Annotated in this window: 26 protein-coding genes; 18 read left to right on the top strand and 8 right to left on the bottom strand. The window is 33.8% G+C overall.

All coding sequences use genetic code 11. The annotated features are described in order from the left end of the window. Positions 1 to 11 precede the first annotated feature (11 nt). The 8 genes from ACUSJC_RS08710 to metG all read right to left on the bottom strand — a co-directional run bounded on the left by ACUSJC_RS08710 (position 12) and on the right by metG (position 8,208). Positions 12 to 788, bottom strand: coding sequence for an enoyl-CoA hydratase/isomerase family protein (locus tag ACUSJC_RS08710; protein ID WP_449269182.1), 777 nt, complete (start codon positions 786 to 788; stop codon positions 12 to 14). Between the two features lie 14 nt (positions 789 to 802). Beyond that, positions 803 to 2,272: an ATP-binding protein gene (locus tag ACUSJC_RS08705; protein ID WP_449269181.1), complete on the bottom strand. Its 1,470-nt coding sequence runs from the start codon at positions 2,270 to 2,272 to the stop codon at positions 803 to 805. Further along, entirely contained in the window at positions 2,269 to 2,823 is a 555-nt protein-coding gene (locus tag ACUSJC_RS08700) for a CopD family protein (protein WP_449269180.1), read from the bottom strand. The genes ACUSJC_RS08705 and ACUSJC_RS08700 overlap by 4 nt, the downstream gene beginning before the upstream one ends. Before the next feature lie 4 nt (positions 2,824 to 2,827). Beyond that, entirely contained in the window at positions 2,828 to 4,165 is a 1,338-nt protein-coding gene (locus ACUSJC_RS08695) for an MATE family efflux transporter (RefSeq protein WP_449269179.1), read from the bottom strand. 13 nt (positions 4,166 to 4,178) lie between these two features. Then, positions 4,179 to 5,198 carry a ferrochelatase gene (gene hemH / locus ACUSJC_RS08690; protein WP_449269178.1) on the bottom strand — a complete coding sequence of 340 codons (1,020 nt, stop codon included), beginning with the start codon at positions 5,196 to 5,198 and terminating at the stop codon, positions 4,179 to 4,181. A 172-nt stretch (positions 5,199 to 5,370) separates the two neighbouring features. Further along, complete coding sequence (locus ACUSJC_RS08685; RefSeq protein WP_449269177.1) at positions 5,371 to 5,544, bottom strand: hypothetical protein; 174 nt, start codon at positions 5,542 to 5,544, stop codon at positions 5,371 to 5,373. Between the two features lie 62 nt (positions 5,545 to 5,606). Beyond that, positions 5,607 to 6,122: a ferritin gene (locus tag ACUSJC_RS08680; RefSeq protein WP_449269176.1), complete on the bottom strand. Its 516-nt coding sequence runs from the start codon at positions 6,120 to 6,122 to the stop codon at positions 5,607 to 5,609. 28 nt (positions 6,123 to 6,150) lie between these two features. Next, positions 6,151 to 8,208: a methionine--tRNA ligase gene (metG, locus tag ACUSJC_RS08675; protein WP_449269175.1), complete on the bottom strand. Its 2,058-nt coding sequence runs from the start codon at positions 8,206 to 8,208 to the stop codon at positions 6,151 to 6,153. A gap of 181 nt (positions 8,209 to 8,389) precedes the next feature. Here metG and ACUSJC_RS08670 point away from each other — a divergent pair, with 181 nt between their 5' ends. The 18 genes from ACUSJC_RS08670 (at position 8,390) to ACUSJC_RS08585 (ending at position 25,967) form a co-directional block, all read left to right on the top strand. Beyond that, a complete protein-coding gene (locus ACUSJC_RS08670) occupies positions 8,390 to 9,286 on the top strand; it encodes a S66 peptidase family protein (RefSeq protein ID WP_449269174.1) in 897 nt (298 codons plus the stop codon). Between the two features lie 29 nt (positions 9,287 to 9,315). Next, entirely contained in the window at positions 9,316 to 9,675 is a 360-nt protein-coding gene (locus ACUSJC_RS08665; protein WP_449269173.1) for a YraN family protein, read from the top strand. Between the two features lie 66 nt (positions 9,676 to 9,741). Continuing rightward, on the top strand, positions 9,742 to 10,407 hold the full coding sequence (locus ACUSJC_RS08660; protein ID WP_449269172.1) for an aspartate kinase: 666 nt from the start codon (positions 9,742 to 9,744) through the stop codon (positions 10,405 to 10,407). Between the two features lie 105 nt (positions 10,408 to 10,512). Continuing rightward, positions 10,513 to 13,134: a type IX secretion system periplasmic lipoprotein PorW/SprE gene (gene porW, locus ACUSJC_RS08655; RefSeq protein ID WP_449269171.1), complete on the top strand. Its 2,622-nt coding sequence runs from the start codon at positions 10,513 to 10,515 to the stop codon at positions 13,132 to 13,134. 25 nt (positions 13,135 to 13,159) lie between these two features. Continuing rightward, positions 13,160 to 13,555, top strand: a complete 396-nt coding sequence (locus ACUSJC_RS08650) for a bactofilin family protein (RefSeq protein WP_449269170.1) — start codon at positions 13,160 to 13,162, stop codon at positions 13,553 to 13,555. Continuing rightward, entirely contained in the window at positions 13,530 to 13,751 is a 222-nt protein-coding gene (locus tag ACUSJC_RS08645; protein ID WP_449269169.1) for an AtpZ/AtpI family protein, read from the top strand. Before ACUSJC_RS08650 ends, ACUSJC_RS08645 begins: the two co-directional genes overlap by 26 nt. Positions 13,752 to 14,242: 491 nt before the next feature. Continuing rightward, a complete protein-coding gene (gene atpB, locus ACUSJC_RS08640) occupies positions 14,243 to 15,445 on the top strand; it encodes a F0F1 ATP synthase subunit A (RefSeq protein WP_449269168.1) in 1,203 nt (400 codons plus the stop codon). A gap of 40 nt (positions 15,446 to 15,485) precedes the next feature. Next, on the top strand, positions 15,486 to 15,680 hold the full coding sequence (locus ACUSJC_RS08635) for an ATP synthase F0 subunit C (RefSeq protein WP_379806511.1): 195 nt from the start codon (positions 15,486 to 15,488) through the stop codon (positions 15,678 to 15,680). 91 nt (positions 15,681 to 15,771) lie between these two features. Beyond that, positions 15,772 to 16,272, top strand: a complete 501-nt coding sequence (locus ACUSJC_RS08630; protein WP_449269167.1) for a F0F1 ATP synthase subunit B — start codon at positions 15,772 to 15,774, stop codon at positions 16,270 to 16,272. 2 nt (positions 16,273 to 16,274) lie between these two features. Then, positions 16,275 to 16,808, top strand: coding sequence for an ATP synthase F1 subunit delta (atpH, locus tag ACUSJC_RS08625; RefSeq protein ID WP_449269166.1), 534 nt, complete (start codon positions 16,275 to 16,277; stop codon positions 16,806 to 16,808). Positions 16,809 to 16,850: 42 nt separating this feature from the next. Continuing rightward, complete coding sequence (gene atpA / locus ACUSJC_RS08620) at positions 16,851 to 18,425, top strand: F0F1 ATP synthase subunit alpha (protein WP_449269165.1); 1,575 nt, start codon at positions 16,851 to 16,853, stop codon at positions 18,423 to 18,425. A 78-nt stretch (positions 18,426 to 18,503) separates the two neighbouring features. Continuing rightward, the gene (atpG, locus tag ACUSJC_RS08615) at positions 18,504 to 19,361 is read left to right on the top strand and encodes an ATP synthase F1 subunit gamma (RefSeq protein ID WP_449269164.1); all 858 of its coding nucleotides are present in this window, start codon (positions 18,504 to 18,506) and stop codon (positions 19,359 to 19,361) included. Between the two features lie 221 nt (positions 19,362 to 19,582). Continuing rightward, complete coding sequence (locus ACUSJC_RS08610; RefSeq protein WP_449269163.1) at positions 19,583 to 21,037, top strand: lipopolysaccharide biosynthesis protein; 1,455 nt, start codon at positions 19,583 to 19,585, stop codon at positions 21,035 to 21,037. Between the two features lies 1 nt (position 21,038). Then, positions 21,039 to 21,473, top strand: a complete 435-nt coding sequence (dut, locus tag ACUSJC_RS08605; protein WP_449269162.1) for a dUTP diphosphatase — start codon at positions 21,039 to 21,041, stop codon at positions 21,471 to 21,473. Positions 21,474 to 21,586: 113 nt separating this feature from the next. Then, complete coding sequence (locus ACUSJC_RS08600; RefSeq protein ID WP_449269161.1) at positions 21,587 to 22,597, top strand: sugar phosphate nucleotidyltransferase; 1,011 nt, start codon at positions 21,587 to 21,589, stop codon at positions 22,595 to 22,597. Further along, complete coding sequence (locus ACUSJC_RS08595; protein WP_449269160.1) at positions 22,597 to 23,946, top strand: tetratricopeptide repeat protein; 1,350 nt, start codon at positions 22,597 to 22,599, stop codon at positions 23,944 to 23,946. The genes ACUSJC_RS08600 and ACUSJC_RS08595 overlap by 1 nt, the downstream gene beginning before the upstream one ends. A gap of 2 nt (positions 23,947 to 23,948) precedes the next feature. Then, on the top strand, positions 23,949 to 24,722 hold the full coding sequence (locus ACUSJC_RS08590; protein WP_449269159.1) for a DUF4292 domain-containing protein: 774 nt from the start codon (positions 23,949 to 23,951) through the stop codon (positions 24,720 to 24,722). Positions 24,723 to 24,743: 21 nt separating this feature from the next. After that, positions 24,744 to 25,967: a murein hydrolase activator EnvC family protein gene (locus ACUSJC_RS08585; RefSeq protein ID WP_449269158.1), complete on the top strand. Its 1,224-nt coding sequence runs from the start codon at positions 24,744 to 24,746 to the stop codon at positions 25,965 to 25,967. The last annotated feature ends 152 nt before the right edge of the window (positions 25,968 to 26,119 follow it).

Raw genomic sequence — 26,119 nt, 5'->3', positions numbered from 1 at the left:
TTAAGATTAAATTATTTCCCAGGAAAATTAGCTTTGCGTTTTTCTAAGAAAGCAGTTGTTCCTTCCTTAAAATCTTCTGTACCAAAGCAAGCACCAAAGTTTTTGATTTCTACTTCGTAACCATTAACACCATCTTCATACCCGGCATTAATAGATTCGATAGCTTTAGCAATGGCAACACTTGAGTTTTTAGTAATTTTTTCTGCAATTCCTTTGGCTAAATTCAATAGTTCGGATTGTGCTACAACATGATTCACCAATCCGTAAGCTAATGCGGTATTGGCGTCAATCATACCGGCAGTCATGATCATTTCCATAGCTCTTCCTTTTCCGACTAATTGCGCTAAACGCTGTGTTCCTCCATAACCGGGAATGACACCCAAAGTTACTTCCGGTAAGCCCATTTTTGCATTGTCAGAAGCGACACGAAAATGACAAGACATAGCCAATTCTAATCCGCCACCAAGAGCAAAACCATTAACCGCAGCAATAATCGGTTTGTTAAAGTTTTGAACGTAATCAAATAGTATTTCCTGACCTTTAGCCGCTAATTTTCCGCCTTCGTCTACGCTAAAGTTGGCAAATTCCGAAATATCAGCTCCGGCAACAAACGCTTTTTCACCACTTCCGGTTACAATAACCACTTTTACATCATGGTTAGTAGATAAGTCACTAAAAGCCTGGTGTAATTCTTCAATAGTACTTTTGTTAAGCGCATTAAGTTTGGTTGGGCGATTGATAGTAACAACAGCTACTTGATCTTGAATGTCAATTAAAATATTTTCCATTTGTTCTAAAAATTTTATTCAGTTATAGGTAAACGAACAAAAAATGTCGTTCCCTTGTTTGATTCAGTTTCAAAGGTAATAGTTCCGTTATAATTTTCAATGATGTTTTTGATAATGGCTAAACCAAGTCCCATTCCACTGGATTTTGTGGTGAATTTTGGTTCGAAAATATGAGATTTATTTTCTTCGGAAATTCCCTTTCCATTATCTTGAACAGCTATAATAACTTCTTTATTTTCTTGTGTAACAGTAACTTTAACTTGTTTGTCTTCTTGCTCATCAGGAATGGCTTGAATTCCGTTTTTAACCAAATTAGTGATGATGCGAATGAGTTGCGTTCGGTCTAAATTAGTGATGATTTCTTTTTGCGAACTTTCAAATACAATACAATCTTCGTTAAAAATTTCTAACGCCAATTGGATGACTTTTACCACATTTAAAGTTTCATTTTGTTGTGCAGGCATCGAAGCAAAATTGGAAAACGCATTGGCAACAGCACTCATGGTGTCAATTTGTTGAATCAACGTATGGGTGTAATCGTCTAATTTTTGTTTGATATTAGGGTCATTCGGATCAAATTTTCGTTGGAAACTTTGTACTGTTAATCGCATGGGTGTCAACGGATTTTTGATTTCGTGAGCGACTTGTTTTGCCATTTCTCGCCAAGCCTGTTCTCTTTGACTTTGTGCTAATTGCGATGCGCTGGCTTCTAATTGGTCCACCATGTTGTTATACGATTGAATCAATAAATTGATTTCTTTGCTTCCGGCTTCCAATTCAATTTTTTGGTTGAGCTGATTGAAACTGGTTTCTCTGATTTTATCACTAATAATTTTTAAAGATTGGGTAATGTAACTCGATAAAAAATACGATAAAATAACAGCAATAAGCAACATTAAAATGTAAACCTGCCCAAAGCGAATTAAGAAGTTTTTAATCTCATTGTCATAAAAAGCAGTATCTTCTTCGTAAGGAAGATTCAAAATGGCTAAAGGCTTAAATTTGGTATCCTTAATATAGGAATAGGAAGAACGAAATTGCTGTCCGTCTCGTGATGTAAATTCGATGTATCTTTTTTCTAACGAATTCCGGAGAATTTGAAGTGTAGCTCTGTTGATTTTCGGTTGAATGCTATCCAATTTAAAAACCGCTTTAGAAGATATCAGTAAATTTCCATCTAAATCATAAAAATTGATTTCTGTACTGTGGATATCTGATAATTCATGAACTCTATCTTTAAAAATAAGCGGAATATTTTCAGATGTTAAAGGATAAGTTGTGGTTTGAAGAACGTAGTTGATATGTTCTAAAATAGCATTTTCCTTTCGTTCTAACCGATCTTGGTGGTAAACTTTAGCTTCTTTTTTAAATTGATAAATGGAAACTCCTGCGATTAAAACAGAAGCGATTAGAGTCAACAAAATCATGGAGAAAAAAATTCTCGTACGAAGAGATAATCTTTTTATGTCTAACCAATCCGTCATTGTTTTTCGTTGTGCTCTCTAATTTTTTTGTAGAACTTAAATCCGATCATCAGTAAAACAGAAAACAAAATGATTCCTATTACTCCATAAATCCAATTGATGGCATTCTTTAAAATTACTAAAAAAACGACAGCAAATAAAATTAACGTAGCGCCTTCATTCCATAAACGAAAAAAAGTAGAAGATTGTTTGACTTCATTCTTTTGTAGATGAAGAAAAATTTGGTGACACTTTAAATGATATAAATACAGTAAAAAAACAAAAAATAATTTGACGTGCATCCATGGCATTTGAAGCCAAGCTTTTCCTGTTGGTGTGAAAAACAACATCCAAAAAGCAAAAATACTGGCTAAAACAGCACTGGGCCAAGTAATGATGTACCACAAACGGTATTCCATTAATTGATATTGTTTCGTTAAAATATCTTGTTCGGGTTGCGGTTTGTTTTTGGCTTCGGCATGGTACACAAAAAGACGTACAATGTAAAATAATCCTGCAAACCAAGTGACTACAAAAATTAAATGTAGTGCTTTAATATAGTTATATTCCATTTTTTTACTCTTTTAAAGTAGCCTTAATTTCTTTTCGTAGAAAATATCCGGTGACTAGTGTTGCCAAAACATCTGAAATGGGAAAAGAAAGCCATACTCCAAATGTACCGAAATATTTTGGTAAAATAATGACTAAAGGAATCAAGAAGAAACCTTGTTTGGTTAACGTTAAAAGCAAAGCGGGAATTGCTTTTCCAATGGCTTGAAAATAGGCAGCGCCAATTAACTGAATAGCAATTATAGGAGTGACCGCAAAAACCCAACGTAACGCATCTGAGGAATCGTGAATAATAGTTTCGTCATTGGTGAAAACGCGAATCAATGATTCAGAGAAAATGAAGATTCCTAAAAAGATAATGGTGGCTAAAACCGAAGCGGAAATAATAGAGTAATAAATAGATTGTCGAACTCTATGATATTGTTGAGCTCCAAAATTATAACCGGCAACAGGTAAAAAACCTTGCGTGATTCCTAAAATAGGAAATAAAGCAAACATCAGCATTCGGTTAATGATGCCATAAATAGTAACACCTGCTTCGCCTGAATGTACAAATAAAGTAGTGTTGACAATTATAGCTAAAAGACTAACTACGCCTTGACGGGCAAAAGTGACAAATCCTAACGATGAAATTTCACGAACTATTTTTCCTTTAAGTACCAGATGAGTGGTTGAAATCCTTATTTCAGATTTGGCAATGAAAAACCAAAGAATAAATAAGAAGCACAAAAAGTAAGAGATTGAAGTGGCTAAAGCTGCTCCAAAAATACCATAATCTAAAACCTTGATGAAAACAATATCAAGAATTAAGTTTCCAAAAGCGGGAATTAACATGGCATACATAGCGAACTTCGGTTTTCCTTCCGCTCGAATTACGGTATTTCCTGTCATGCAAAGTGCTAAAAAAGGAACACCTAATAAAACAGGAAAGTAGAATTCTTTAGCAGGTTGCAAAATAGCACCATTAGCCCCGAATAAAACTAAAACTTCATCAGAAAAGAAATAACCAATACCTACAGAACCTAATGCTAGAATAAGTGTCATAGTAATTTGGTTTCCAAAAGTTATTTCAGCTTTCTCAGGTTCTTTAGCGCCTAACGCTATTGAAATAATGGAACTTCCGCCTACGCCAATAGCCATTCCTAAAGAAGAAATGAGGAAAGTAAAGGGCAAAACTACGGAAACAGCAGCTATCGCCAAAGAACCAATCCATTGTCCTACAAAGATGGTGTCTACTAATATATTTAAGGACATGAATAGAATACCTATTGATGCCGGAATGGATTGTTTCAGCAACAATTTTTTGATGTCTAATTCGCCTAATTCACTTGAAGTAATTGCCATTTAATAGAAGTTGTTATGCTAAAGCCCATTGGTCAACCCAACGGCTTAAGGTTTTTACCCAATCCTCATTATCATTAAGACATGGAATGGCTAAGAAATTTTTGCCACCATGTTCTTTAAAACTATGAGCAGCTTCCATGCCAATTTCCTCTAAAGTTTCTAAACAATCTGATACGAAAGCAGGAGTAACTACGGCTAAGTTTTGGATTCCTTTTTCTGCTAAGCCATCAATGGTAGCATCAGTATAAGGTTGTAACCAAGGATCTTTCCCTAAACGGGATTGAAAAGACGTACTGTAAGTTCCTTCGGGTAAATCTAAAAATTCAGCCACTTGCTTGGTCGTTTCATAACATTGATGTCTGTAACAAAATTCATGGGCTTTAGAAGGAGTATTACAACAACTGCCGTCAATTTGACAATGCGATTTTGTAATGTCGCTCTTTTTAATATGTCGCTCCGGAACACCATGATAGGAAAATAAAAGATAATCATGATTGAATTCTTCTAAAGAACGTTTAATGGAATTTGACAAATCTCTAATGTAATCTTTTTGATTGTAGAATGCCGGTAAAATCGTGAATTCCATTTTTGGGAATTTCTTTTTGCGGATTTCTTCGGCTAAGACCAAAATAGTTTCAGTAGTTGCCATAGCAAATTGCGGATAAAGCGGAAGTAATAACACTTCATCTACTCCTTGTGCATGTAATTTTTGTAAGCCGGTTTCAATACTTGGATTGCCATAACGCATAGCTAACTCAACCGGAACGCTTACGTTTTGCTGGACTTTGTCTTGTAATCTTTTAGACAAGACAATTAACGGAGAACCTTCCGGCCACCAGATTTTTTGATAAGCAGCCGCCGATTTTTTAGGTCTGGTATTAAGAATAATTCCTTTAACAAGAAAGGCTCTTAACAGATAAGGAACATCAATTACTCTTTCATCCATTAAGAATTCATCGAGATATTTTTTTACGTCTTTTACAGAAGTGCTGTCAGGAGAACCTAAATTGACTAATAAAACGCCCTTTTTCATTTTTTTTCTTCAAAAGTACTATTTAATTTTTTAGTAATAAAATTATATACGAAGGTTGAATTCTAAATAAATGAAATATTTGAAAGGAAAATAAAGTGGAAAATATAAAAAGACAAAAGCTGGATTTTGATCAAAATCCAGCTTTTTGAAATATGTTATATACAATATTCTTTTAAGACACTTTTTTTAGTAAATCAAACATAGGACAACGCTTACAACGTTTGTTTTCTCCCTTTTTGTATTTTTCACAACATTTTGATTTACAGTTTTCAACAGCTTTAATGTGGAGAATTTTACTTTCTTTAAGTTTTTTATTTTTTTTCTTCTCCTTTTTTTCTTTGCCCATTAGGATAACTTCTTAAGATAAGCAAAGATACAATTATTTTTAAATATTCTAAATAAAAATTATTAAGGATTAATAGTTATAGAACTGGTTACAGAAAGTTGTTGAATATCTCGGTCAAATAAATATAAACCACCACGGTCTTCACCAATTAACTTTATTTTATCTAATATAGTTTTCGCTTGTGCTTCTTCTTCTATTTGCTCTGCAACATACCATTGTAAGAAATTATGTGTGGCATAATCTCTTTCTCCTAAAGTGATGTGAACTAATTCATTGATTGAGTTAGAAACAAACAATTCATGTTGGTATAGTTCCTCAAACATTTCTTTAAATGTTCCAAACTTAGTTTTTGGAGCTTTTAAATCTGTAATTTGAGCATGACCACCTCTTTCGTTTACATATTTTATCAATTTAAGCATGTGGATACGCTCTTCATCTGATTGATTATACATAAACTGAGCAACTCCTTCTAAACCTTGAATTTCGGCCCAACAAGCCATTGACAAGTAAATCTGAGAAGATTCTGCTTCAATTTTGATTTGCTTATTTAATGCTTCTTCAATGTTTTTAGATAACATAATTTCTTTTTCTTTAAAGTTACAAAATTTAATTTATCGTGGCACCGTTTAAAATGCCTTCACCATCTGGATTTACAAAAACTAATTTTCCTTCGGCATTGTTAGTCATTAAGATCATACCTTGACTTTCCACACCGCGAAGAGCTCTTGGTGCCAAGTTGACTAAAACCGTTACTCGTTTTCCAACAACTTCTTCTGGTGAAAAATGTTCTGCAATTCCAGAAACTATGGTACGCACGTCAATTCCGGTATCTACTTTTAATACTAAAAGTTTATTGGCTTTTGGCATTTTTTCAGCTTCTATAATAGTGCCAACACGCAAATCCATTTTTAAGAAATCGTCAAAAGTTGCGGTTTCTTTTTGTGGTTCTGCTTTAGCATTAGCTATTTGGTTTGCTTTTTTAGAAGCCTCTAGTTTATCCAATTGCTTTTGAATATCAGCATCTTCAATTTGAGCAAACAAGATTTCGGCTTTGCCAATTTCGTGTTCCGGTTTTACTAAATTCCATTGTTTGAAATCTAAATCCCAAGCATTGGACTCAATGTTTAAAATGTTTTTCAATTTAGTAGAAGTGAACGGTAAAAACGGCTCGGCTAAAATAGCCAAAGCAGAAGCAATTTGCAACGCAATATACATTTGGGTTTTAACACGCTCCGGATTTTCCTTAACCATCTTCCATGGTTCTTCATCTGCTAAATATTTATTTCCTAAACGGGCAACATTCATCATTTCGCCTAGCGCTTCTCTAAAACGATAACGCTCAATAGAAGAAGTAATCACCGCCGGATAGGCTTTCAATTCGGCTAAAGTTTGTTCGTCAACTTCTGTTAATTCGTTAGGTTGCGGAACAATTCCGTTGTAATATTTGTGTGTTAACACCACCACACGATTAATGAAATTTCCAAAAATCGCTGCTAATTCATTATTGTTTCTCGCTTGAAAATCTTTCCAAGTGAAATCATTGTCTTTGGTCTCCGGAGCATTTGCAGTTAAAGCGTAACGCAAAGCATCTTGTTTTTCCGGGAAATCTTCTAAATATTCGTGTAGCCAAACCGCCCAATTTTTAGAAGTAGATAATTTGTTGCCCTCTAAATTTAAGAATTCGTTCGCCGGAACATTATCTGGCAAAATATAACTTCCTTCAGCTTTTAACATGACCGGGAAAATGATACAGTGGAATACAATATTATCTTTCCCAATGAAGTGAACCAATTTGGTGTCTTGATCTTTCCAATACGGTTCCCAATCTTTTCCCTCTCTGGTAGCCCATTCTTTGGTAGACGAAATGTAACCAATAGGAGCATCAAACCAAACGTATAGTTTTTTGCCTTCGGCACCTTCTACCGGCACATCAATCCCCCAGTCCAGGTCACGAGTTACGGCACGAGGTTCTAAACCGCCATCAACCCAAGATTTTACTTGTCCATATACATTGGGTTTCCAATCGCTTTTATGACCTTCTAAAATCCATTCGCGTAAAAATGCATCATATTCGTTTAAAGGTAAAAACCAATGTTTTGTTGATTTTAAAACGGGTTTAGTTCCTGTAATAGTCGATTTCGGATTAATTAAATCGGTTGCATTTAAAGACGTTCCGCATTTTTCACACTGGTCACCATACGCTTCTTCGTTACCGCATTTCGGACATGTTCCAATCACAAAACGATCCGCTAAAAACTGATCTGCTTTTTCGTCGTATAACTGTTCGGTAGTTTCTTCAATAAATTTTCCGTCATCATACAATTTTCTGAAAAACTCAGAAGCGGTGTCATGATGAATTTTTGCCGAAGTTCTCGAATAATTATCAAAAGCAATTCCGAAATCTTCAAATGATTTGCGAATGATTCCGTCGTATTTGTCAATTACTTCTTGTGGTGTAATGCCTTCTTTTTTGGCTTTCATAGAAATAGCAACACCATGTTCATCGCTTCCGCAAACAAAAGCAACATCTTTTCCTTGCAAGCGAAGGTAACGGGCATAAATATCAGCTGGAACATAAACACCCGCTAAATGCCCAATATGAATAGGACCATTAGTGTAAGGCAACGCTGCCGTAATGGTATATCTTTTCGGATTTTCTAACATAAAAAATAAATTTAGCTTTCGAAACGAATCGAAATGACTGCAAAAATAATTCATTAGTCATGAATTAGCGAATTTTTGATTTGATTTTATGTATTTTTGATAAAGTTAATTACAGAATTCGATGTGGAGATATTTTGTAATCCTATATTTTTTATCAATTCATTCTTATTCACAAAAGAAAATGATCATTCCTCCTTATTTAAAAAAAGGCGACACAGTTGCTATTGTTTGTACCGCACGAAAATTTTTTCCTGAAGACGCTAAGCCTGCTATGGAACTTTTGGAATCTTGGGGCTTAAAAGTAAGATTAGGAAATACCATAGGATTAGACAGTTGCCAATTAGGAGGAACCGATGCAGAGCGTGCAGCCGATTTTCAACAGCAAATGGATGACGAAAACATTAAAGCGATTTGGTGTGCTCGTGGCGGATATGGAACCGTTCGAATTATTGATCAACTCAATTTTAAAAAATTCAAAAAACATCCAAAGTGGATTATGGGTTTTAGTGATGTAACGGTTTTGCACAGTCAGTTGAATCAAGAAAGAGTAGCGTCTTTGCATTCTATTATGCCTTTTACAGTTCCCAAAGCGCCCGAGGAAGTAAAAGAAACGTTGCGAAAAGCATTATTTGGAGAAGCAATTGAATACAAAGTCTCTTCAGTTTCGTATAATATTTTAGGAAAAGCCAAAGGAGAATTGGTCGGTGGAAATTTGTCTATTTTATACAGTCTATTAGGTTCTAAATCGTCGATTGATACCAAAGGTAAAATATTGTTTATTGAAGATTTAGACGAATATTTATATCATGTAGACCGAATGATGTATAATCTAAAACGCAACGGTTATTTTGAAGAATTGCGCGGTTTAATTGTGGGCGGAATGACCGATATGCACGATAACGAAATCCCTTTTGGGCAAAATGCTGTCCAAATCATTACAGCGATAGCTCAAGAATACAATATTCCGGTGGCGTTTGATTTTCCTGCTGGCCACCAAAAAGACAACAGAACGTTAATTTTTGGTAGTCAAGTAGAATTTGTAGTAAATGATAAAGAAGTGATTTTGTTATTCAAATAAAAAAGATTGCTTCGTAAACTCGCAATGACATGGCAGAACATAACGAATTAGGGAAATTAGGAGAAGAATTAGCCGTTGATTTTTTACAACAAGAAGGTTATGCCATCCTAGAAACCAATTGGTTTTTCGACAAAGCCGAAGTTGATGTTATTGCTCAAAAAGATAATTTGTTGATAGTTGTAGAAGTTAAAACGCGTTCGTCTAACGATTTTGGATTGCCACAAGATTTTGTGAAACCAAAGAAGATTCAGCTTCTGGTTAAGGCGGTAAATCAATATGTAGAGAAAAATGATTTAGATGTTGAAGTTCGCTTCGATATTATTGCCGTAACTAAGCAAGGAAATGAATTTAACATAGAGCATATTAAAGAAGCTTTTTATTATTTTTAAGTTATAATTATAACAATTTGTTTTCTTTTTATATATTTGTGGAGACAACACGACAAATCTAACAAAATGAAAACGATTTCTTCAGTAGTAGAAAACTACATTAAAGCCAAGCCCTTTCTGCTAAATTCCTTATCGCAAGGGATTATTAATCTTACCTCATTAGCTAGAGTGATGATGCCTGAGCTAGAAAAAGAATTGGGAAAAGATGTGAAACAAGGTGCTGTTGTTATGGCACTTAAGAGGCTTTCTGAAGAGTTAGATTTTAAAATCAACTTAAAGATTTCCAAGGTTTTAAAAAATTTAGGAGAAATCACGGTTCGTTCATCATTGGTAGATTACGCTTTTGCTATTTCTGAAACTTTATTAGAGAATCAAGTGAAATTAATTTCAGAAGTGAACAAAAATCAAGATATTTTCTATACTTCTTCTCGTGGAGTTAATGAAACTAATATTATCATCAGTAAGACAGTGGCTGACTTAGTAGATGATATTTTTAAGAATGAAAAGAGAACTCATAAAATAGAGAATCTTTCCTCTATTTCTGTAAAATTACCACAAGAGAATGTATCAGTTCCCGGAGTTTATTACTATATTTTTCAACGTTTAGCTTGGGAAGGTGTTATTATTCACGAAGTTATTTCAACTACAAATGAATTTACCATTATTGTTCGTGACGAACAAATTGATGTTGCTTTTAAAGTAATTAAAGGATTAAAAGTCGTTGAAGAATAACAAAAAAAAAGGATTTTTTTTTACATATCAAAAAGAAACGTATTTTTACCAATCTTTATACTAAAAACTATACAATTGAGTTAAAGGTTTAAAAAACGTTTTATTTTGAAAAACAACAAACTATCTACATATTTTTTTGCGTTTGGAACATTATTTTTAATAATTGCCTGTTCAGTTAAAAAAGATAAGTTCATCAATCGTAATTTCCACGCAGTTACTACCGAATATAATGTTTTGTATAACGGGAATTTAGCATTAGATGTTGGTCTGGAAGAGCTAAAAGTAACCTATCAAGACAATTATTGGGAAGTTTTACCTATTGAGAGAACCGTTAATAAAGAACAAAATACTTTACCGGGGCAATCTAAAAATACCAATTTTGATCGTGCCGAAGAAAAAGCAACAAAAGCTATTCAAAAGCATTCTATGAATATTGGCGGAACAGAGAAAAATCCGCAAATGGACGAAGCTTATATTTTATTAGGTAAAGCCCGCTATTATGAAAACCGATATCTTCCGGCTTTAGAAGCATTTAATTATATTCTTTATAAGTATCCTAAAAGTGATCGTATTTATCATGCTAAAGTTTGGCGTGAAAAAGTCAATATTCGTTTAAATAGTGAAGAATTAGCTATTAAAAATCTTAAAAAATTATTGGGAGACCAAAAAATTGAAGGACAAGATTTGGCAGATGCCAATGCGATGCTTTCACAAGCTTATATTAATTTGGAAGCTCTTGACAGTGCCGTTACGACTTTAAGAGTAGCCAAACTAGAAACGAAAAATAAAGAAGAAAAAGCACGTTATACTTTTATTCTGGGACAGCTCTATGACAAAGTAGGTTATCCTGATAGTGCTTTTGCAGCTTATCAGGAGGTGATCGACATGAAACGAAAATCGCCTCGTCGATACGTGATTCATGCACATGCGGAGCAAGCAAAACAGTTTGATTATAAAAACGGAGATACTATAGCCTTTTTAGAAAAATATAAAAAGCTTTTAGAAGATAGAGAAAATAGACCCTATTTAGATGTTTTAAATCATCAAATGGGTATTTTCTATGATAACTTTCAAAAAGATTCTTTGGCAAAAGTATATTACAACAGGTCATTGAAAACACTTTCTCAAGATCGTTATCTAAGTGCGTCTAATTATAGAAATATTGCTGAAATCTATTTCAGAAGCGCAAAATATAAAACTGCTGGAATGTATTATGATAGTACATTAACCCGTTTAGATGAAAGAACCAGGGAATTTCGCAAAATCAAGAAGAAAAGAGATAACCTTTCAGATGTAATTCACTACGAAGAGATTGCCGTTAAAAATGATAGTATTTTACACATCGTTGCAATGTCTGAAAGCGCTAGAACAACCTATTTTCAAAATTATATTGATAAATTAAAGATTCAAGACGAACTAAAGGCTAAGTTAGCTAAAGAGCAGGCAAAAAAAGAAGAAAATATTAGAGCTAACGGAGGCCAGCTTCCGGAGAATCAAAGCAAATCAGGTTTAAACGGAAAGCAAGGCTCTGTTTCGATGTCGCCACCGGGAGGAGCAAGTATGGGAGGTCAACAAAGTACATTCTATTTTTACAACCAATCGACAGTTGCTTATGGTAGAACTGAATTCCAAAAAAAGTGGGGGAAAATAGCCCTAAAAGATAATTGGAGACTTTCTGCTTCGAAAGATAAAGGAAATATTAAACAAGGAGAAGAGGAAGAAGAAGTTGTAGAAAATGAAAGTAATAAAGAAGAAGTTGTAGAAAATCCGTTGTATAAGGTAGAATATTACTTAGAACAAGTTCCTGCGGATACTAAACTAATAGACAGTTTATCCAAGGAAAGAAATGCAGCGTATTATCAGTTAGGAATTATATATAAAGAGAAGTTTAAAGAATATGAATTAGCTGCTAATCGTTTAGAAACACTTTTGAAAAACAACCCTGAAGAGCGATTGATTCTTCCTGCAAAATACAATTTGTATAAAATTTATGAAATTATAGATCCTAAAAAAGCTTTGGTGTATAAAAACGATATTCTCAATGAATATCCAGAAAGCAGATATGCAGAGATTATACGCAATCCAACAGAAGCTATAACAGATAATGATAATCCGGATGCGGTTTATAAAGGGCTTTACAAACAAGTAGAAGAAGGGAAATTACGAGAGGTCTATCCTGTTCTGCTTCAGAAAGTGGACGATTATATAGGAGATGAAGCTCTGCCTAAATTTGAAATGTTAAAAGCCATAGTTTCGGGAAGACTTTTGGGCTTGGAAGAATACAAAAAAGGATTGAACTATGTGGCTTTGACTTATCCTAATACTGAGGAAGGAAAAGAAGCTGAATTGTTAATGCAGAAAAATATTCCAAGATTAGAACAGCTTGATTTTTCACAAAAAGAATCGTCAAGTTGGAAAATTGTATTTCCTAAAAAATATCCGGCAGAAGCATCACAGGAGAAGTTATTGGCAACATTGAAAAAATATCTTGATAATACAAAAAATAGTGATTTGAAATTGTCAGTAGATATTTATGATATGGAAAATGATTTTGTTATCTTGCACGGGCTAAAATCTAAAGATATAGCAAAATCCGTATTGAGTTTATTGAAAGATTACAAAGATTATAAGTTGAAAGATGAAATGTATTGCATCTCTTCAGACGATTATACGGTAATTCAAGTGAAGAAGAATTTTCCGCTTTGGTTACAAAGTAATAAAGAGTAGGCAACCCCAAAAAAACTATAAAACCATGTTTGATAAATCAAAAAACAACAACGACAATGTTCTGGGTAAAACCAATAGAATTGTAGAAGGGACCCTTATTAAAGGAGACATTGATTCTAAAGCAGATTTTAGACTTGATGGAGTTTTAATCGGAAATTATACATCAACAGGTAAATTGGTTATTGGTCCTTCAGGAGAAGTTCAAGGAGACGTAAATTGTAAAAATGTTGATATTGAAGGTAAATTTTCCGGGAAGCTTATTGTTGCTGAGCTTTTGAGTATTAAATCAAAAGCAATTATAAAAGGAGAAGTTGCAGTAGGAAAATTAGCTGTAGAGCCTGGAGCAGTCTTTGAAGCAACTTGTACCATGAAAAACCAACTTAAACCGGTGTCTAGTGAAACCAAAGAAAAATCGGCCTAGTAAGTGGCTGTATTTTGCAACAATTCCTACTCAAATGGGGGCTGTTATTTTTTTGTTTTCCTATTTAGGAACTAAAGCAGATGCTTATTATCAAAAAACATATTTTAAACCCGCATTAACACTCTTCGGAGTGTTTTTGGCTTTATATCAAGTTATTCAAAAAGTTCAGCAAATTAATAAAGAAGATGAAGATTAAATTTGAAAAGAGTATTTTTCAGAAAATAGTATATCCTTGTATTGCAATATTAATTTTGAATATGTTGCTTCAATTTTCATTTTTTTTCACAGATGTGACCTCATTTGTAAAGAGTATATTTTTGGCAGAGTCTATACTGTCGTTTTTACTCCTGTTAATTTCGGGTTTTTATCAAAAAAAGTCAGAGCAGATGGGATTTTTTTTCTTAATCACCTTTACGGTGAAGAACATTCTTGTATACGTATTTTACAGTAGTCTTGTTTCGGGAATTACGCAAACGTTTTCAGACAAGCTTGTTTTTATCCTTATTTTTTTATCCTTTATAGGGCTAGATGTCTATTTTACAGTAGTTTTGCTTAAAAAAAACGAGTTGAAATAAATTTGTATAATAAATCAGCAAAAAAAACATGTATTCTAATTTGGAATTTTAATTAAAGTTGTACTTTTGCAAAAATTTTTAAGAACCATAAAAATTATATAAATAAAAGAATATGGTGATTCTGAGAAAACCACTTTCAATTTTAGCAGCATTAATGCTGGTTTTTACAACTTCAAATGTATTGGCTTCTGATACTGTTGATAGTGTAAAAGTTGAAACAAATGAAATTCATGCTGAAGAACATGCAAGTCATGCTGAGGCACACGGAGAAGAGAACTTATCTCCAAAAGAAGTGATTGACGAACATATCGCACATCACTTAAAAGATGATTATTATTTCACATTCTTTTCAGATGAGGAAGAAGGAAAGCATTATGGTTTTGCTTTACCTGTAATCTTATTGGATAACGGATTAAAAATATTTTCTGCTTCTGAATTTCATTACGGAGAAAAAGTTGTTGAAAAAGATGGTCAATACTACAAATTGTATCATAGTAAAATCTATAAAACAGATGCTGAAGGTACAATTCATTACAATGCAGAACATCATCCTGAAAATGAAAAACCGTTAGATTTTTCAATTACTAAAAATGTGTTTTCATTATTCTTAACAGCTTTGTTGTTGTTTGTGATGTTTACATCGTTAGCTAAAACATACAAAACAAGTCACAATAATTTACCAAAAGGATTCAATAGAGTATTAGAACCATTGGTAATTTATGTTAGAGATGAAATTGCGCGTCCCAATATCGGAGAGAAAAAATATAAAAAATTCATGCCTTACTTGTTGACGGTTTTCTTTTTGATATGGTTGTTAAACTTAATTGGATTAACTCCTCTTGGAATTAACGTTACAGGTAATATTGCTGTTACATTGTGTTTGGCATTGTTTACTTTCTTTATAACGCAATTCAGTGCTAATAAAGATTATTGGGGGCACATTTTCTGGATGCCGGGTGTTCCGGTGCCAATGAAAATTATTTTGGCTCCTATTGAGGTTTTAGGTATGTTTACAAAACCTTTTTCATTGATGATTCGTCTTTTTGCTAATATTACAGCAGGTCACACAGTGGTAATGGGGCTGATTGCAATCGTTTTCTTGATGAAGCAGCAGTTGTCAACAGGTGGAGCTATAGGGGCATCAATGGCATTAACGTTGTTTATTTCTATCATTGAGTTGTTAGTAGCGTTTTTACAGGCATTTATTTTTACAATGTTATCTTCATTGTTTATTGGTATGGCAGTTCAAGATCATCATCATGACGAACATCATTCAGAAGATGAGTTAGGAGATCACGACAATGCAATCGTTTAATTATTAGAATTTTTGTTTAATTATATATAAATCAATTATTATGACAATTCCAAATTTAGTAGGTGCTGGTTTAATCGTAATCGGAGCTGGTTTAGGTTTAGGTAAAATTGGTGGTTCAGCAATGGACGCTATTGCTCGTCAGCCAGAAGCTGCTGGTAAAATCCAAACAGCGATGATTATCATCGGTGCATTATTGGAAGGTTTAGCATTCGGTGCTTTAATCTTAGGAAAGTAATTAAAAGAAAACAAAGAACCTGCAACGGTTGGTTGCAGGTCTTGTTTTGTTAAACAAATTTTAGAAGACACTTAAATATTATAGATATACAATGGATAAGTTAATTAATGATTTTTCATACGGTTTGTTTTTCTGGCAAGCAATTATTTTAGTAATCTTAATTGTATTATTAGCAAAATTTGCTTGGAAACCAATTTTAGCAGCTTTAGCTGCTCGTGAAGAAGGGATTGAAAATGCTTTAATGGCAGCAGAAAACGCTAAAAAAGATTTAGCAAACCTAAAGGCAGATAATGAGAAATTGTTAGCTGAAGCTCGCGTGGAAAGAGATGCTATGTTAAAAGATGCTCGTGAAATCAAAGAGAAAATGATTGCTGAGGCTAAAGACGAAGCACAAGTACAAGGAGAAAAAATGATTGCTCAGGCTAAAGCTACTATTGAAAGCGAGAAAAATGCTGCAATGGCTGAAATTAAATCTCAAGTTTCAACATTATCTATCGAAATTGCAGAGAAATTATTGAAAGAAGAATTATCTAACAAAGAAACACAATCAAAATTGGTTGAAAAAATGTTAGATGACGCTAAATTGAACTAATTATGGCAGAAAGTAGAGCCGCAATTCGCTATGCAAAAGCAATAATCGATATTGCTCAAGGAAACAATAACTCGGATAAAGTTTTAGCAGATATGAATACTATTGTAGCTGCAGCAAAAGAATCTAAGGAGTTGAAATTGTTTTTAGAGAGTCCTATTGTAAATGGTCAAACTAAAGAAAGTGCTTTAGTTGAAATTTTTGCAAGTGCGCAACCAGAAACAAAAGCTTTATTTCAATTATTGAAAGACAATAAAAGATTTGGAATTCTAGTTTCTATTGCAAATCAATATGAAGTGTTGTACAACGAAGTAAACGGTATTGAAAATGCTGTTGTAACTACTGCTGTACCATTAGATGCTGTCTTAGAAAGCAAAGTATTAGCTAAAGTAGCAACTTTTTCATCTAAGAAAGTAAATATCACTAATGTTGTAGATCCTGCTATTATCGGAGGGTTTGTATTACGTATTGGTGATAAACAATACAATGCATCTGTTGCAAACAGATTGCAACAATTAAAAAGAGAGTTTAGTAATTAATAATATAGAACGCACTTAATTGTGTTAAAATTATAAATTAAGATGGCTGAAATTAAACCTGCTGAAATATCAGCAATATTAAAAAAGCAATTATCAGGTTTTCAATCTGGTGCTAGTTTAGAAGAAGTTGGAACAGTACTTCAGGTGGGTGACGGTATTGCTCGTGTTTACGGATTGTCTAACGCTCAATATGGTGAGTTAGTTCAATTTGAAAATGGATTAGAAGCAATCGTTTTGAACTTAGAAGAAGATAATGTTGGGGTAGTATTGTTAGGTCCTTCAACAGGTATTAAAGAAGGTTCAACTGTAAAAAGAACACAGCGTATCGCATCTCTTAAAGTAGGAGAGCAAATGGTAGGTCGTGTAGTAGATACTTTAGGTTTCCCTATTGATGGTAAAGGGCCTATCGGTGGTGATTTATATGAGATGCCATTAGAGCGTAAAGCTCCGGGAGTTATCTTCCGTCAACCGGTGAATGAGCCATTACAAACAGGTATTAAAGCAGTTGATGCTATGATTCCTGTAGGTAGAGGGCAACGTGAGTTGGTAATTGGTGACCGTCAAACAGGTAAAACTACAGTTTGTATCGATACCATCTTAAATCAAAAAGAATTTTACGATGCTGGAAAACCAGTATTCTGTATATATGTTGCAGTAGGACAAAAAGCTTCAACAGTTGCTTCTATCGCTAAAACTTTAGAAGACAAAGGAGCAATGGCTTATACAGTTATTGTTGCTGCCAATGCTTCTGACCCTGCTCCAATGCAAGTTTATGCTCCAATGGCAGGTGCTGCTATCGGAGAGTATTTCCGTGACTCAGGTCGTCCGGCTTTAATTATCTATGATGATTTATCAAAACAAGCAGTAGCTTACCGTGAGGTGTCTTTGTTATTAAGAAGACCACCAGGACGTGAGGCTTACCCAGGAGACGTTTTCTACTTACATTCTCGTTTATTAGAGCGTGCTTGTAAAGTGATTGCTGATGATGAAATCGCTAAAAACATGAACGATTTACCGGAATCTTTAAAACCAATTGTTAAAGGTGGTGGTTCATTAACAGCTTTACCAATCATTGAAACACAAGCGGGTGACGTTTCTGCATATATCCCAACAAACGTAATTTCGATTACTGACGGTCAGATTTTCTTAGAGTCAGATTTGTTCAACTCTGGTGTTCGTCCTGCAATTAACGTAGGTATCTCTGTATCTCGTGTTGGAGGTTCTGCTCAAATTAAATCAATGAAAAAAGTAGCAGGTACTTTAAAATTAGACCAAGCACAATACCGTGAGCTTGAAGCTTTCGCTAAATTTGGTTCTGATTTGGATGCTGCAACTATGAACGTAATTGAGAAAGGTAAACGTAACGTTGAAATCTTGAAACAATCAGTAAACGATCCATATACTGTAGAAGATCAGGTTGCAATTATCTATGCAGGTTCCAAAAACTTGTTAAGAAACGTTCCTGTTGATAAAGTAAAAGAATTCGAAAAAGATTTCTTAGCTTTCTTAGGTGCTAAACATCGCGATACATTAGATGCCTTAAAAGCAGGTAAATTTGATGACAACATCACTGATGTGTTAGAGAAAGTAGCAAAAGAAATTTCAGCAAAATATTAATAGAGAATAGGTAAATGGTATAAGGTAAAGGGTAATAGTTCCTTTTACCTTTTGCCAATAACCAAATACCTAAAGAAAATGGCAAACTTAAAGGAAATTAGAAATAGAATTAGTTCCGTTCAGTCAACGATGCAAATTACATCGGCGATGAAAATGGTTTCTGCAGCTAAATTGAAAAAAGCGCAAGATGCTATCACAGCAATGCGTCCTTATGCTGAGAAATTAACGGAATTATTACAAAATTTAAGTGCTACACTAGACGGAAATACTGGTGGAGCTTTTGCTGAACAAAGAGAAGTAAACAAAGTTTTAATTGTTGCTGTAACTTCTAACAGAGGTCTTTGTGGAGCTTTTAATGCCAATGTAATCAAAGAAGTAAAAAATAGAACCAAGTTTTATCAAGGAAAACAAGTAGACGTGGTTTCTATTGGTAAAAAAGGAAACGATATTTTAAGTAAAACCAATACTGTAATTGCTAATTATAGTTCAGTTTTTGATGATTTAACATTTGATAGAGTTGCAGAAGTAGCTCAAATATTGATGGATAAATTCGTAGCAGCTGAATACGACAAAATTGAAATTGTATACAATAATTTCAAAAATGCCGCTACTCAAGTTGTGAAAACAGAACAGTTTTTACCATTAGCACCAATTGCAGAAGGAGAAGTTATTGCTTCAGATTATATTTTTGAACCTTCTAAAGAAGAAATTGTGTTAACGTTGATCCCTAAATCACTAAAAACACAATTATATAAATCAGTTCGCGATTCATTTGCATCAGAGCATGGAGCTCGTATGACAGCAATGCACAAAGCAACTGATAATGCAACGGCATTACGTAACCAATTGAAATTAACGTACAATAAAGCGCGTCAAGCAGCAATTACCGGAGAAATCTTAGAAATTGTCGGAGGTGCGGAAGCATTGAACGGATAATTGGACCAAACGTTGAGAGAGGTCAAATTAATTAAAGCGAAGCATTGAACGGATAATTGGACCGAACGTTGAGAGAGGTCAAATTAATTAAAGCGAAGCATTGAGATAATTTCAAAGATATATTTACAAAAAAGAGCCAAACTTTATGTTTGGCTTTATTTTTTATTTTTATATAGATACACCAAAATCCTTACTTTTGTAGAAGCAAAAACAAACAAAACTTGAGCCTTTACAAAAATCTTTTTAAGCAAACCGCTATTTACGGCTTGGCTACTGTGGTGCCAAGGATAATGAGCGTGATTTTAAATCCGCTGTATGTCTATTACTTGACAGATAAAAGCAAGATGGGAGAAGTAACCATTATCTTTTCCTGGTTGGTTTTGTTTAACGTGATTCTATCTTATGGAATGGAAACTTCTTTCTTCAGGTTTTACAATTCCGATGCTAAAAAAGAGAATGTTGTGTCTACTTCCATGATTTCTTTGTTAGTATCGACAGTCGTTTTCACAATTTTAGGTTTGGTTTTTCAGCAAGGAATTTCCGATTTAACCGGAATTAGAGCAGAATATATTATTTACACTATTGGGATTTTAGCCTTAGATGCTTTAGTAATTATCCCTTTTTCTAAATTAAGAGCAGAGAGTAGACCCATAAAATATGCTATTATTAAAATTGGAAATGTTAGTGTAAATTTAGGATTGAATATCTTTTTTCTGGTTTTATTGCCTAAATGGTCTCATACGAATAACTTTTTAAATGCTATTTATTCTACTGATTTTCAAGTGGGTTATATTTTTATTTCAGGATTAATTGCAAGTTTATTAACATTATTGGTTCTTTTGCCCGATTATTTCAAGGCTAAATGGAATTTTGACAAACAATTGTGGAAACAGATGATTACGTATGGTTTCCCTATTTTAATTGCCGGAATTGCGTTTGCTATCAACGAACATTTTGATAAAATTTTGTTGGAATGGATGAATGTGAGCCTTTCTGAAATTGGAGCGTATTCAGCATGTTACAAAATAGGGGTATTTATGGTTTTGTTTAGAACGGCTTATACTTTAGGAATAGAACCTTTTTTCTTTAGTCATGCTAAAAGTGAAAATGCACCTAAAACTTATGCAGAGATTACAAAATACTTTGTCATTTTCGGTTCCTTCATGTCGTTGGGAGTTATTGTTTTTGCAGATGTTTTAAAATACTTTTTAGTGCCAAAAAGCAGTTATTGGTCAGCTATGGATATTGTTCCTTTGATTATCATGGCCAATTTCTTTTTAGGAATTTATACTAACCTTTCGGTTTGGTACAAATTGATCGATAAAACAAAAATCGGAGCCTATATTTCTATTGTCGGAGCTATAGTAACTTTAATTTTCAATGTACTATTGATTCCAAAATGGAGCTATATGGGTTCGGCTATTGCTACCATTTTGGCCTACGGAACCATGATGTTGATTTCTTATATTTTAGGACAAAAAGCTTACCCAATCCCTTATGATAAAAAGAAAATAGCAATGTACATTGGATTAGCAATAGTATTGAGTGGACTTTCATTTTATATTCCTGTTTTGAGAAGAACTTATGTTTTTGGAATCGTCAGTTTGTTCTTTTTTGCTTACTTTGTATATCGAAATGAGAAAGAATTAGTATTGAAATTAATCAGAAGAAAATAGCATGCAAATTAAAATCATCAATAGATCAGAACACGCTTTACCTAATTACGAAACGTTGGCTTCTGCCGGAATGGACTTAAGAGCCAATATTGCAGAACCAATAGTTTTAAAACCTTTAGATAGAGCCATCGTTAAAACCGGATTGTTCATAGAATTACCCGTTGGATACGAAGCACAAGTAAGACCAAGAAGTGGTTTGGCAGCTAAAAAAGGAATCACAGTATTAAATTCGCCAGGAACAGTAGATGCTGATTATCGCGGAGAAATTGGTGTAATTTTAGTAAATTTATCTCACGAAGAATTCATTGTAGAAAATGGTGAAAGAATAGCACAATTAGTTATTGCTAAACACGAACGCGCCGAATGGATTGAAGTAGAAGAATTGTCTGAAACGTCACGCGGTGCCGGCGGTTTTGGTAGTACTGGTGTGAAGTAAGACAAGTGTTCAGTCACAGTAATCAGTAAGTTTGTTACTTCGTGCAGAGTTGCGAAGCCTAAATAAGAAAAGTTTAACTTAAACAAGATACCCGTTTTTCGGGCATACAAAACATGAAAATAATAGTCCCAATGGCAGGGCGTGGTTCACGTCTTCGTCCACATACATTAACAGTTCCAAAACCATTAATTCCAATTGCCGGTAAGCCTATCGTGCATCGTTTAGTGGAAGATATTGCCAAAGTAATCAACCAACCTATAGACGAAATTGCTTTTATCATTCACGAAAGTTTTGGGAAACAAGTAGAAGAAGATTTGATTGCGATTGCTGAAAAATTAGGAGCTAAAGGAATCATCAATTATCAAAATGAAGCTTTAGGAACAGCTCACGCTATTATGTGTGCCAAAGAATCGCTTTCGGGACCAGTGGTTATCGCTTATGCCGATACCTTATTTAGAGCCGAATTTTCATTAGATACAGCTGCCGATAGCGTAATTTGGGTAAAACAAGTTGACGATCCAAGTGCTTTTGGCGTAGTGCAACTGAATGATAAAAACGAAATTGTTGATTTCGTAGAAAAACCAAAAGAATTTGTGTCTGATTTGGCTATTATCGGAATTTATTATTTCAAATCGGGAGAAACTTTACATGCTGAACTGCAATACTTGTTAGATAATAACGTTGTAAAAGGAGGAGAATATCAATTGACAGATGCTTTGGAAAACATGAAGCAAAAAGGATTGAAATTCGTTCCGGGTAAAGTGGAAGAGTGGATGGACTGTGGCAATAAAAATGTTACGGTTGAAACCAATTCTCGTATGTTGAATTTCTTAGAAAAAGATGGAGAAAATATGGTTTCTTCTTCGGTAAAAACGATTAACTCTACAATTATTCCGCCGTGTTATATAGGTGATGATGTTGAATTGGAAAATGCCATCATCGGACCTTATGTTTCTTTAGGAAACGGAACAAAAGTGATTAATTCGGAAGTGAAAAATAGTTTGGTTCAAAACAATGCAGTAATTGTTAATGCTAAATTAGACAATGCCATGATTGGAAATCATGCTAAATTTGATGGCGATTTTACTTCGGTAAGTATTGGTGATTATTCAGTGTTAGAATAGTGAAAAGAATAGAAAAAATAGCGTTACTCTTTGGAATTATCGGTTTGGCTTTGCCTGTTTCGGCACAAGAAAATCCCGATGATATTCTTATGGTGAATAATGAAATTGAAAATAATTTCTATGACGCTGTTAAACAAAGAGCTATTGAAAACTATGATAAAGCTATTGTTTCTATTGACAAATGTATAGATGCGGAACCCAATAATGCCGCTTTTTATTATGAGTTAGGGAAAAATAATCTCGATCTGAAAAAATATACAGAAGCCGAACAAGCTTTTCAAAAAGCAGTTGATCTCAATCCTAAAGAACGTTGGTATTGGAACGGACTTTACGACGTCTATTATGTTACTAAGGATTATCAGAAGTCAATAACTATAGTTAAAAAGCTTATTGAATTTGATGAGAACATGCAAGAAGATTTGGTTTCGCTCTACATGTATACCGGACAAAAAGAAGAAGCCTTAAAGCTTTTGGATGACATGAAAAAAACGATGGTTTTAAGTCAAACCATGGAGTTTTACAAACAAAGGTTAACAGCAGAAACGGCTCAAAAAGACGGATCTTTAGAATCAAAATTAAAAGCAGCGATACTAAGTAATCCTAAAGATCAACAAGCTTATGTTGATTTGATGATGTATTATTCGCAAATCAATCAGGAAGACAAAGCAATCGAAGTTGCAAAACAATTGGCTAAAGAAATTCCAAATTCGGAATGGGCACAAATCAGTTTGTTTAAGCTTTATCTCAATGAAAACAATGGCGATAAAGCAGCAGAATCACTTTTAAAAGTGCTAAAGAATCCACAAGCCGATTTAAAACTGAAACATAAGTTGCTGAACGAATTTCTGATTTTTTCGGCTAATTCAACGCAATACGACGTTCCGTTAGAACAGGCAGTCGATTTGTTAGCCGAAGATAAAACGATTAATGTGGCTAAAGAAGTCGCTAAGTTTTATTTTAATAAAAAGAACTATGAAAAAACGACTTTATTTCTGGAAAAAGCACTAATGAATGATCCAAACGATTGGGAAAGTATTTCTTTATTGTTAGATAATTTAGCAAATGCTAAAAATTTTGAAGCATTAGCTTTAAAGACAGAAATTTTCATAGATACATTTCCAGCTCAGCCTAAGCTGTACTATTATGCCGGTTTGGCAAAATATAACTTAGGAAAGTATAAAGAAGCTATTGAAGATCTGAAAAATGGCTTGGAATTTGTAGTAGACGATATGGAATTGGAATTTTACTTTAACAATTTGCTAGGGGAATCGTATTTAGCTTTAGGCAACGAAAACCAAAGCAAATCGTATTTTTCTAAAGCCGAAAGTCTGAAAAAAGCAAAAAAATAACGATGAAAAAGATAATTTGGGTATTTACCCTTGTAAGTGTTTTGGTTTCTTGCAAAGCTAAAAAATCAGTGGTAGAAGAATCGGCAGCAGCAGAAGATTTGGCAGCTACTAAAGTAATTCAGCAACATTATGCTTTACCTTCTGATTTTAAAACAGTTGGAATCAGAGCTAATGCCAAGTATCAAGACGCTAAAAATTCGCAAAGTGTTACAGCAGATATCCGTATTAAGAAAGATGAAATTATTTGGATAAACGTCAAATTTATTGGGATTCCAATGGCAAAAGCTCTAATTACGCCAACGGAAGTTCAGTATTTTGAAAAAATAAACGGAACCTATTTTAAAGGTGATTTTCAACTGTTGAGCAATTGGTTAGGAACCGATTTGGATTTTGCAAAACTTCAAAATTTGTTTTTAGGAAAAGCCATTGACGACTTGACCAAAGTAAAATACATTGCTCAAATTCAAGATAATTTGTACAAGCTTTCCGAAAAGAAAAGAGAAGATGTAGAAAAAGAATTTTACTTTGAAGCCGCTAACTTTTTAGTAAAAAAAGAAACGATCACTCAAAAAAGTCAAAACCGAGCGTTAACGGTAGAGTATCCTTCGCATAGCAAACAAGGAAAATTATTTATACCAAATGAAGTAGCCATTGTTGCACAACAAGAAGACAAAGTAAATATTGATTTAACCTACAAGAATGTTACCTTTGACGAAGATTTCAATTATCCGTTCTCTATTCCTGATGGATACGAAAGGATAACTATAGAAAATTAATAATCGAATTAACGAAGTTAAATGAATCGTATTTTAGCGTTTTTAGTATTTTTCTTTTCTCTAATGACAGTTGCTCAAACCAAAGAACAGCAAAAGTTAGAACAACAAAAAATACAAATTCAAAAAGAGATTGCAGCGTTTAAAGAATTGTTGCAAACCGAAAAGAAGAAAGAAAAATCAGTTCTTAGTTTAATCCAAGAGCAAAAAGCGCGTATTGCTTTAAGTGAAAAATTAATCAGTACTACTGCTAAACAAAAACGCTTGTTGGAAGACGATATTTATTTAACCCAACTCGAAATCAACAAACTCAACCGCGAATTGAATGTTTTGAAAGAGGATTATGCAAAAATGATTGTAAAATCTTATAAAAGCCGAAACGAGAAAAGTCGCATTATGTTTATTTTGTCTTCCGACAGTTTTTTACAAGCCTATAAACGCATTCAGTACATGAAACAATATGCAAGTTTCAGGAAAATGCAAGGTGACGAAATTCAGGAAAAACAAAAAGACTTGGCAACAGCTAAAGTAAAGTTGGAGAGCAGAAAAAAAGAGAAAGAAAAAGTTTTAGCAGAAAGTGAGGCAGAGAAAACGGAACTGGAAAAACAGAAGAAAGAGCAAGAAATATTAGCAAAAGATCTAGAAAAGAATAAAAAGAAATATGCAGCCGAAATTTCAAAAAAAGAAAAAGAGAAAAAAGAAATTGACGCAAAAATCAAGAAGCTAATTGCAGAAGCTATTGCGGCAGCCAATAAAAAAACAGCGGCAAAGACAGGAGTGAAAAATACAGGAGGAAGCAGCAAGTTCATCCTAACGCCGGAAGGCAAAATAGTTTCTGATAATTTTAAAGCAAACAAAGGAAGATTACCTTGGCCGGTTGAAAAAGGATACATCCAATTGCGTTATGGAAATTATCAAGATCCGGTACACAAAGGAGTAACACACCTAAATAGCGGAATTGAAATTGCAGCTATGCCGGGTTCAACAGCCAGAGCTATTTTTGATGGAGAAGTATTACAGGTTCAAGTCATACAAGGAACCAAAAAAGCCGTATTTATTCGCCATGGAGACTTTATCACCATTTATCAAAACTTAGATAATGTAAGCGTTTCTGTTGGAGATAAAGTGACAATTAAGCAAACCATAGGAAATATTGTTACTGACGGATCAGGGAAAGCCGTAATTAAATTTTTAGTATTACAAAACACAACCACATTAAACCCTGAACAATGGTTGTCTAATTTGTAATAACATCTAATAGATTGAAATACAAAACAACTATATAAAAAGAGCTCAGATTTTTTCGGGCTCTTTTTTATTCAGCAATATCGGATAAAACTTTAACAAAATATACAGAAAAACTGTACCGATATTAACATTTGAAGCATTAAGTTTGTCTC

This window comes from Flavobacterium sp. U410 (assembly GCF_053570605.1).
Note: the sequence above shows the minus strand (reverse complement) of the source record. Positions and strands in the feature narration are given on the sequence as shown.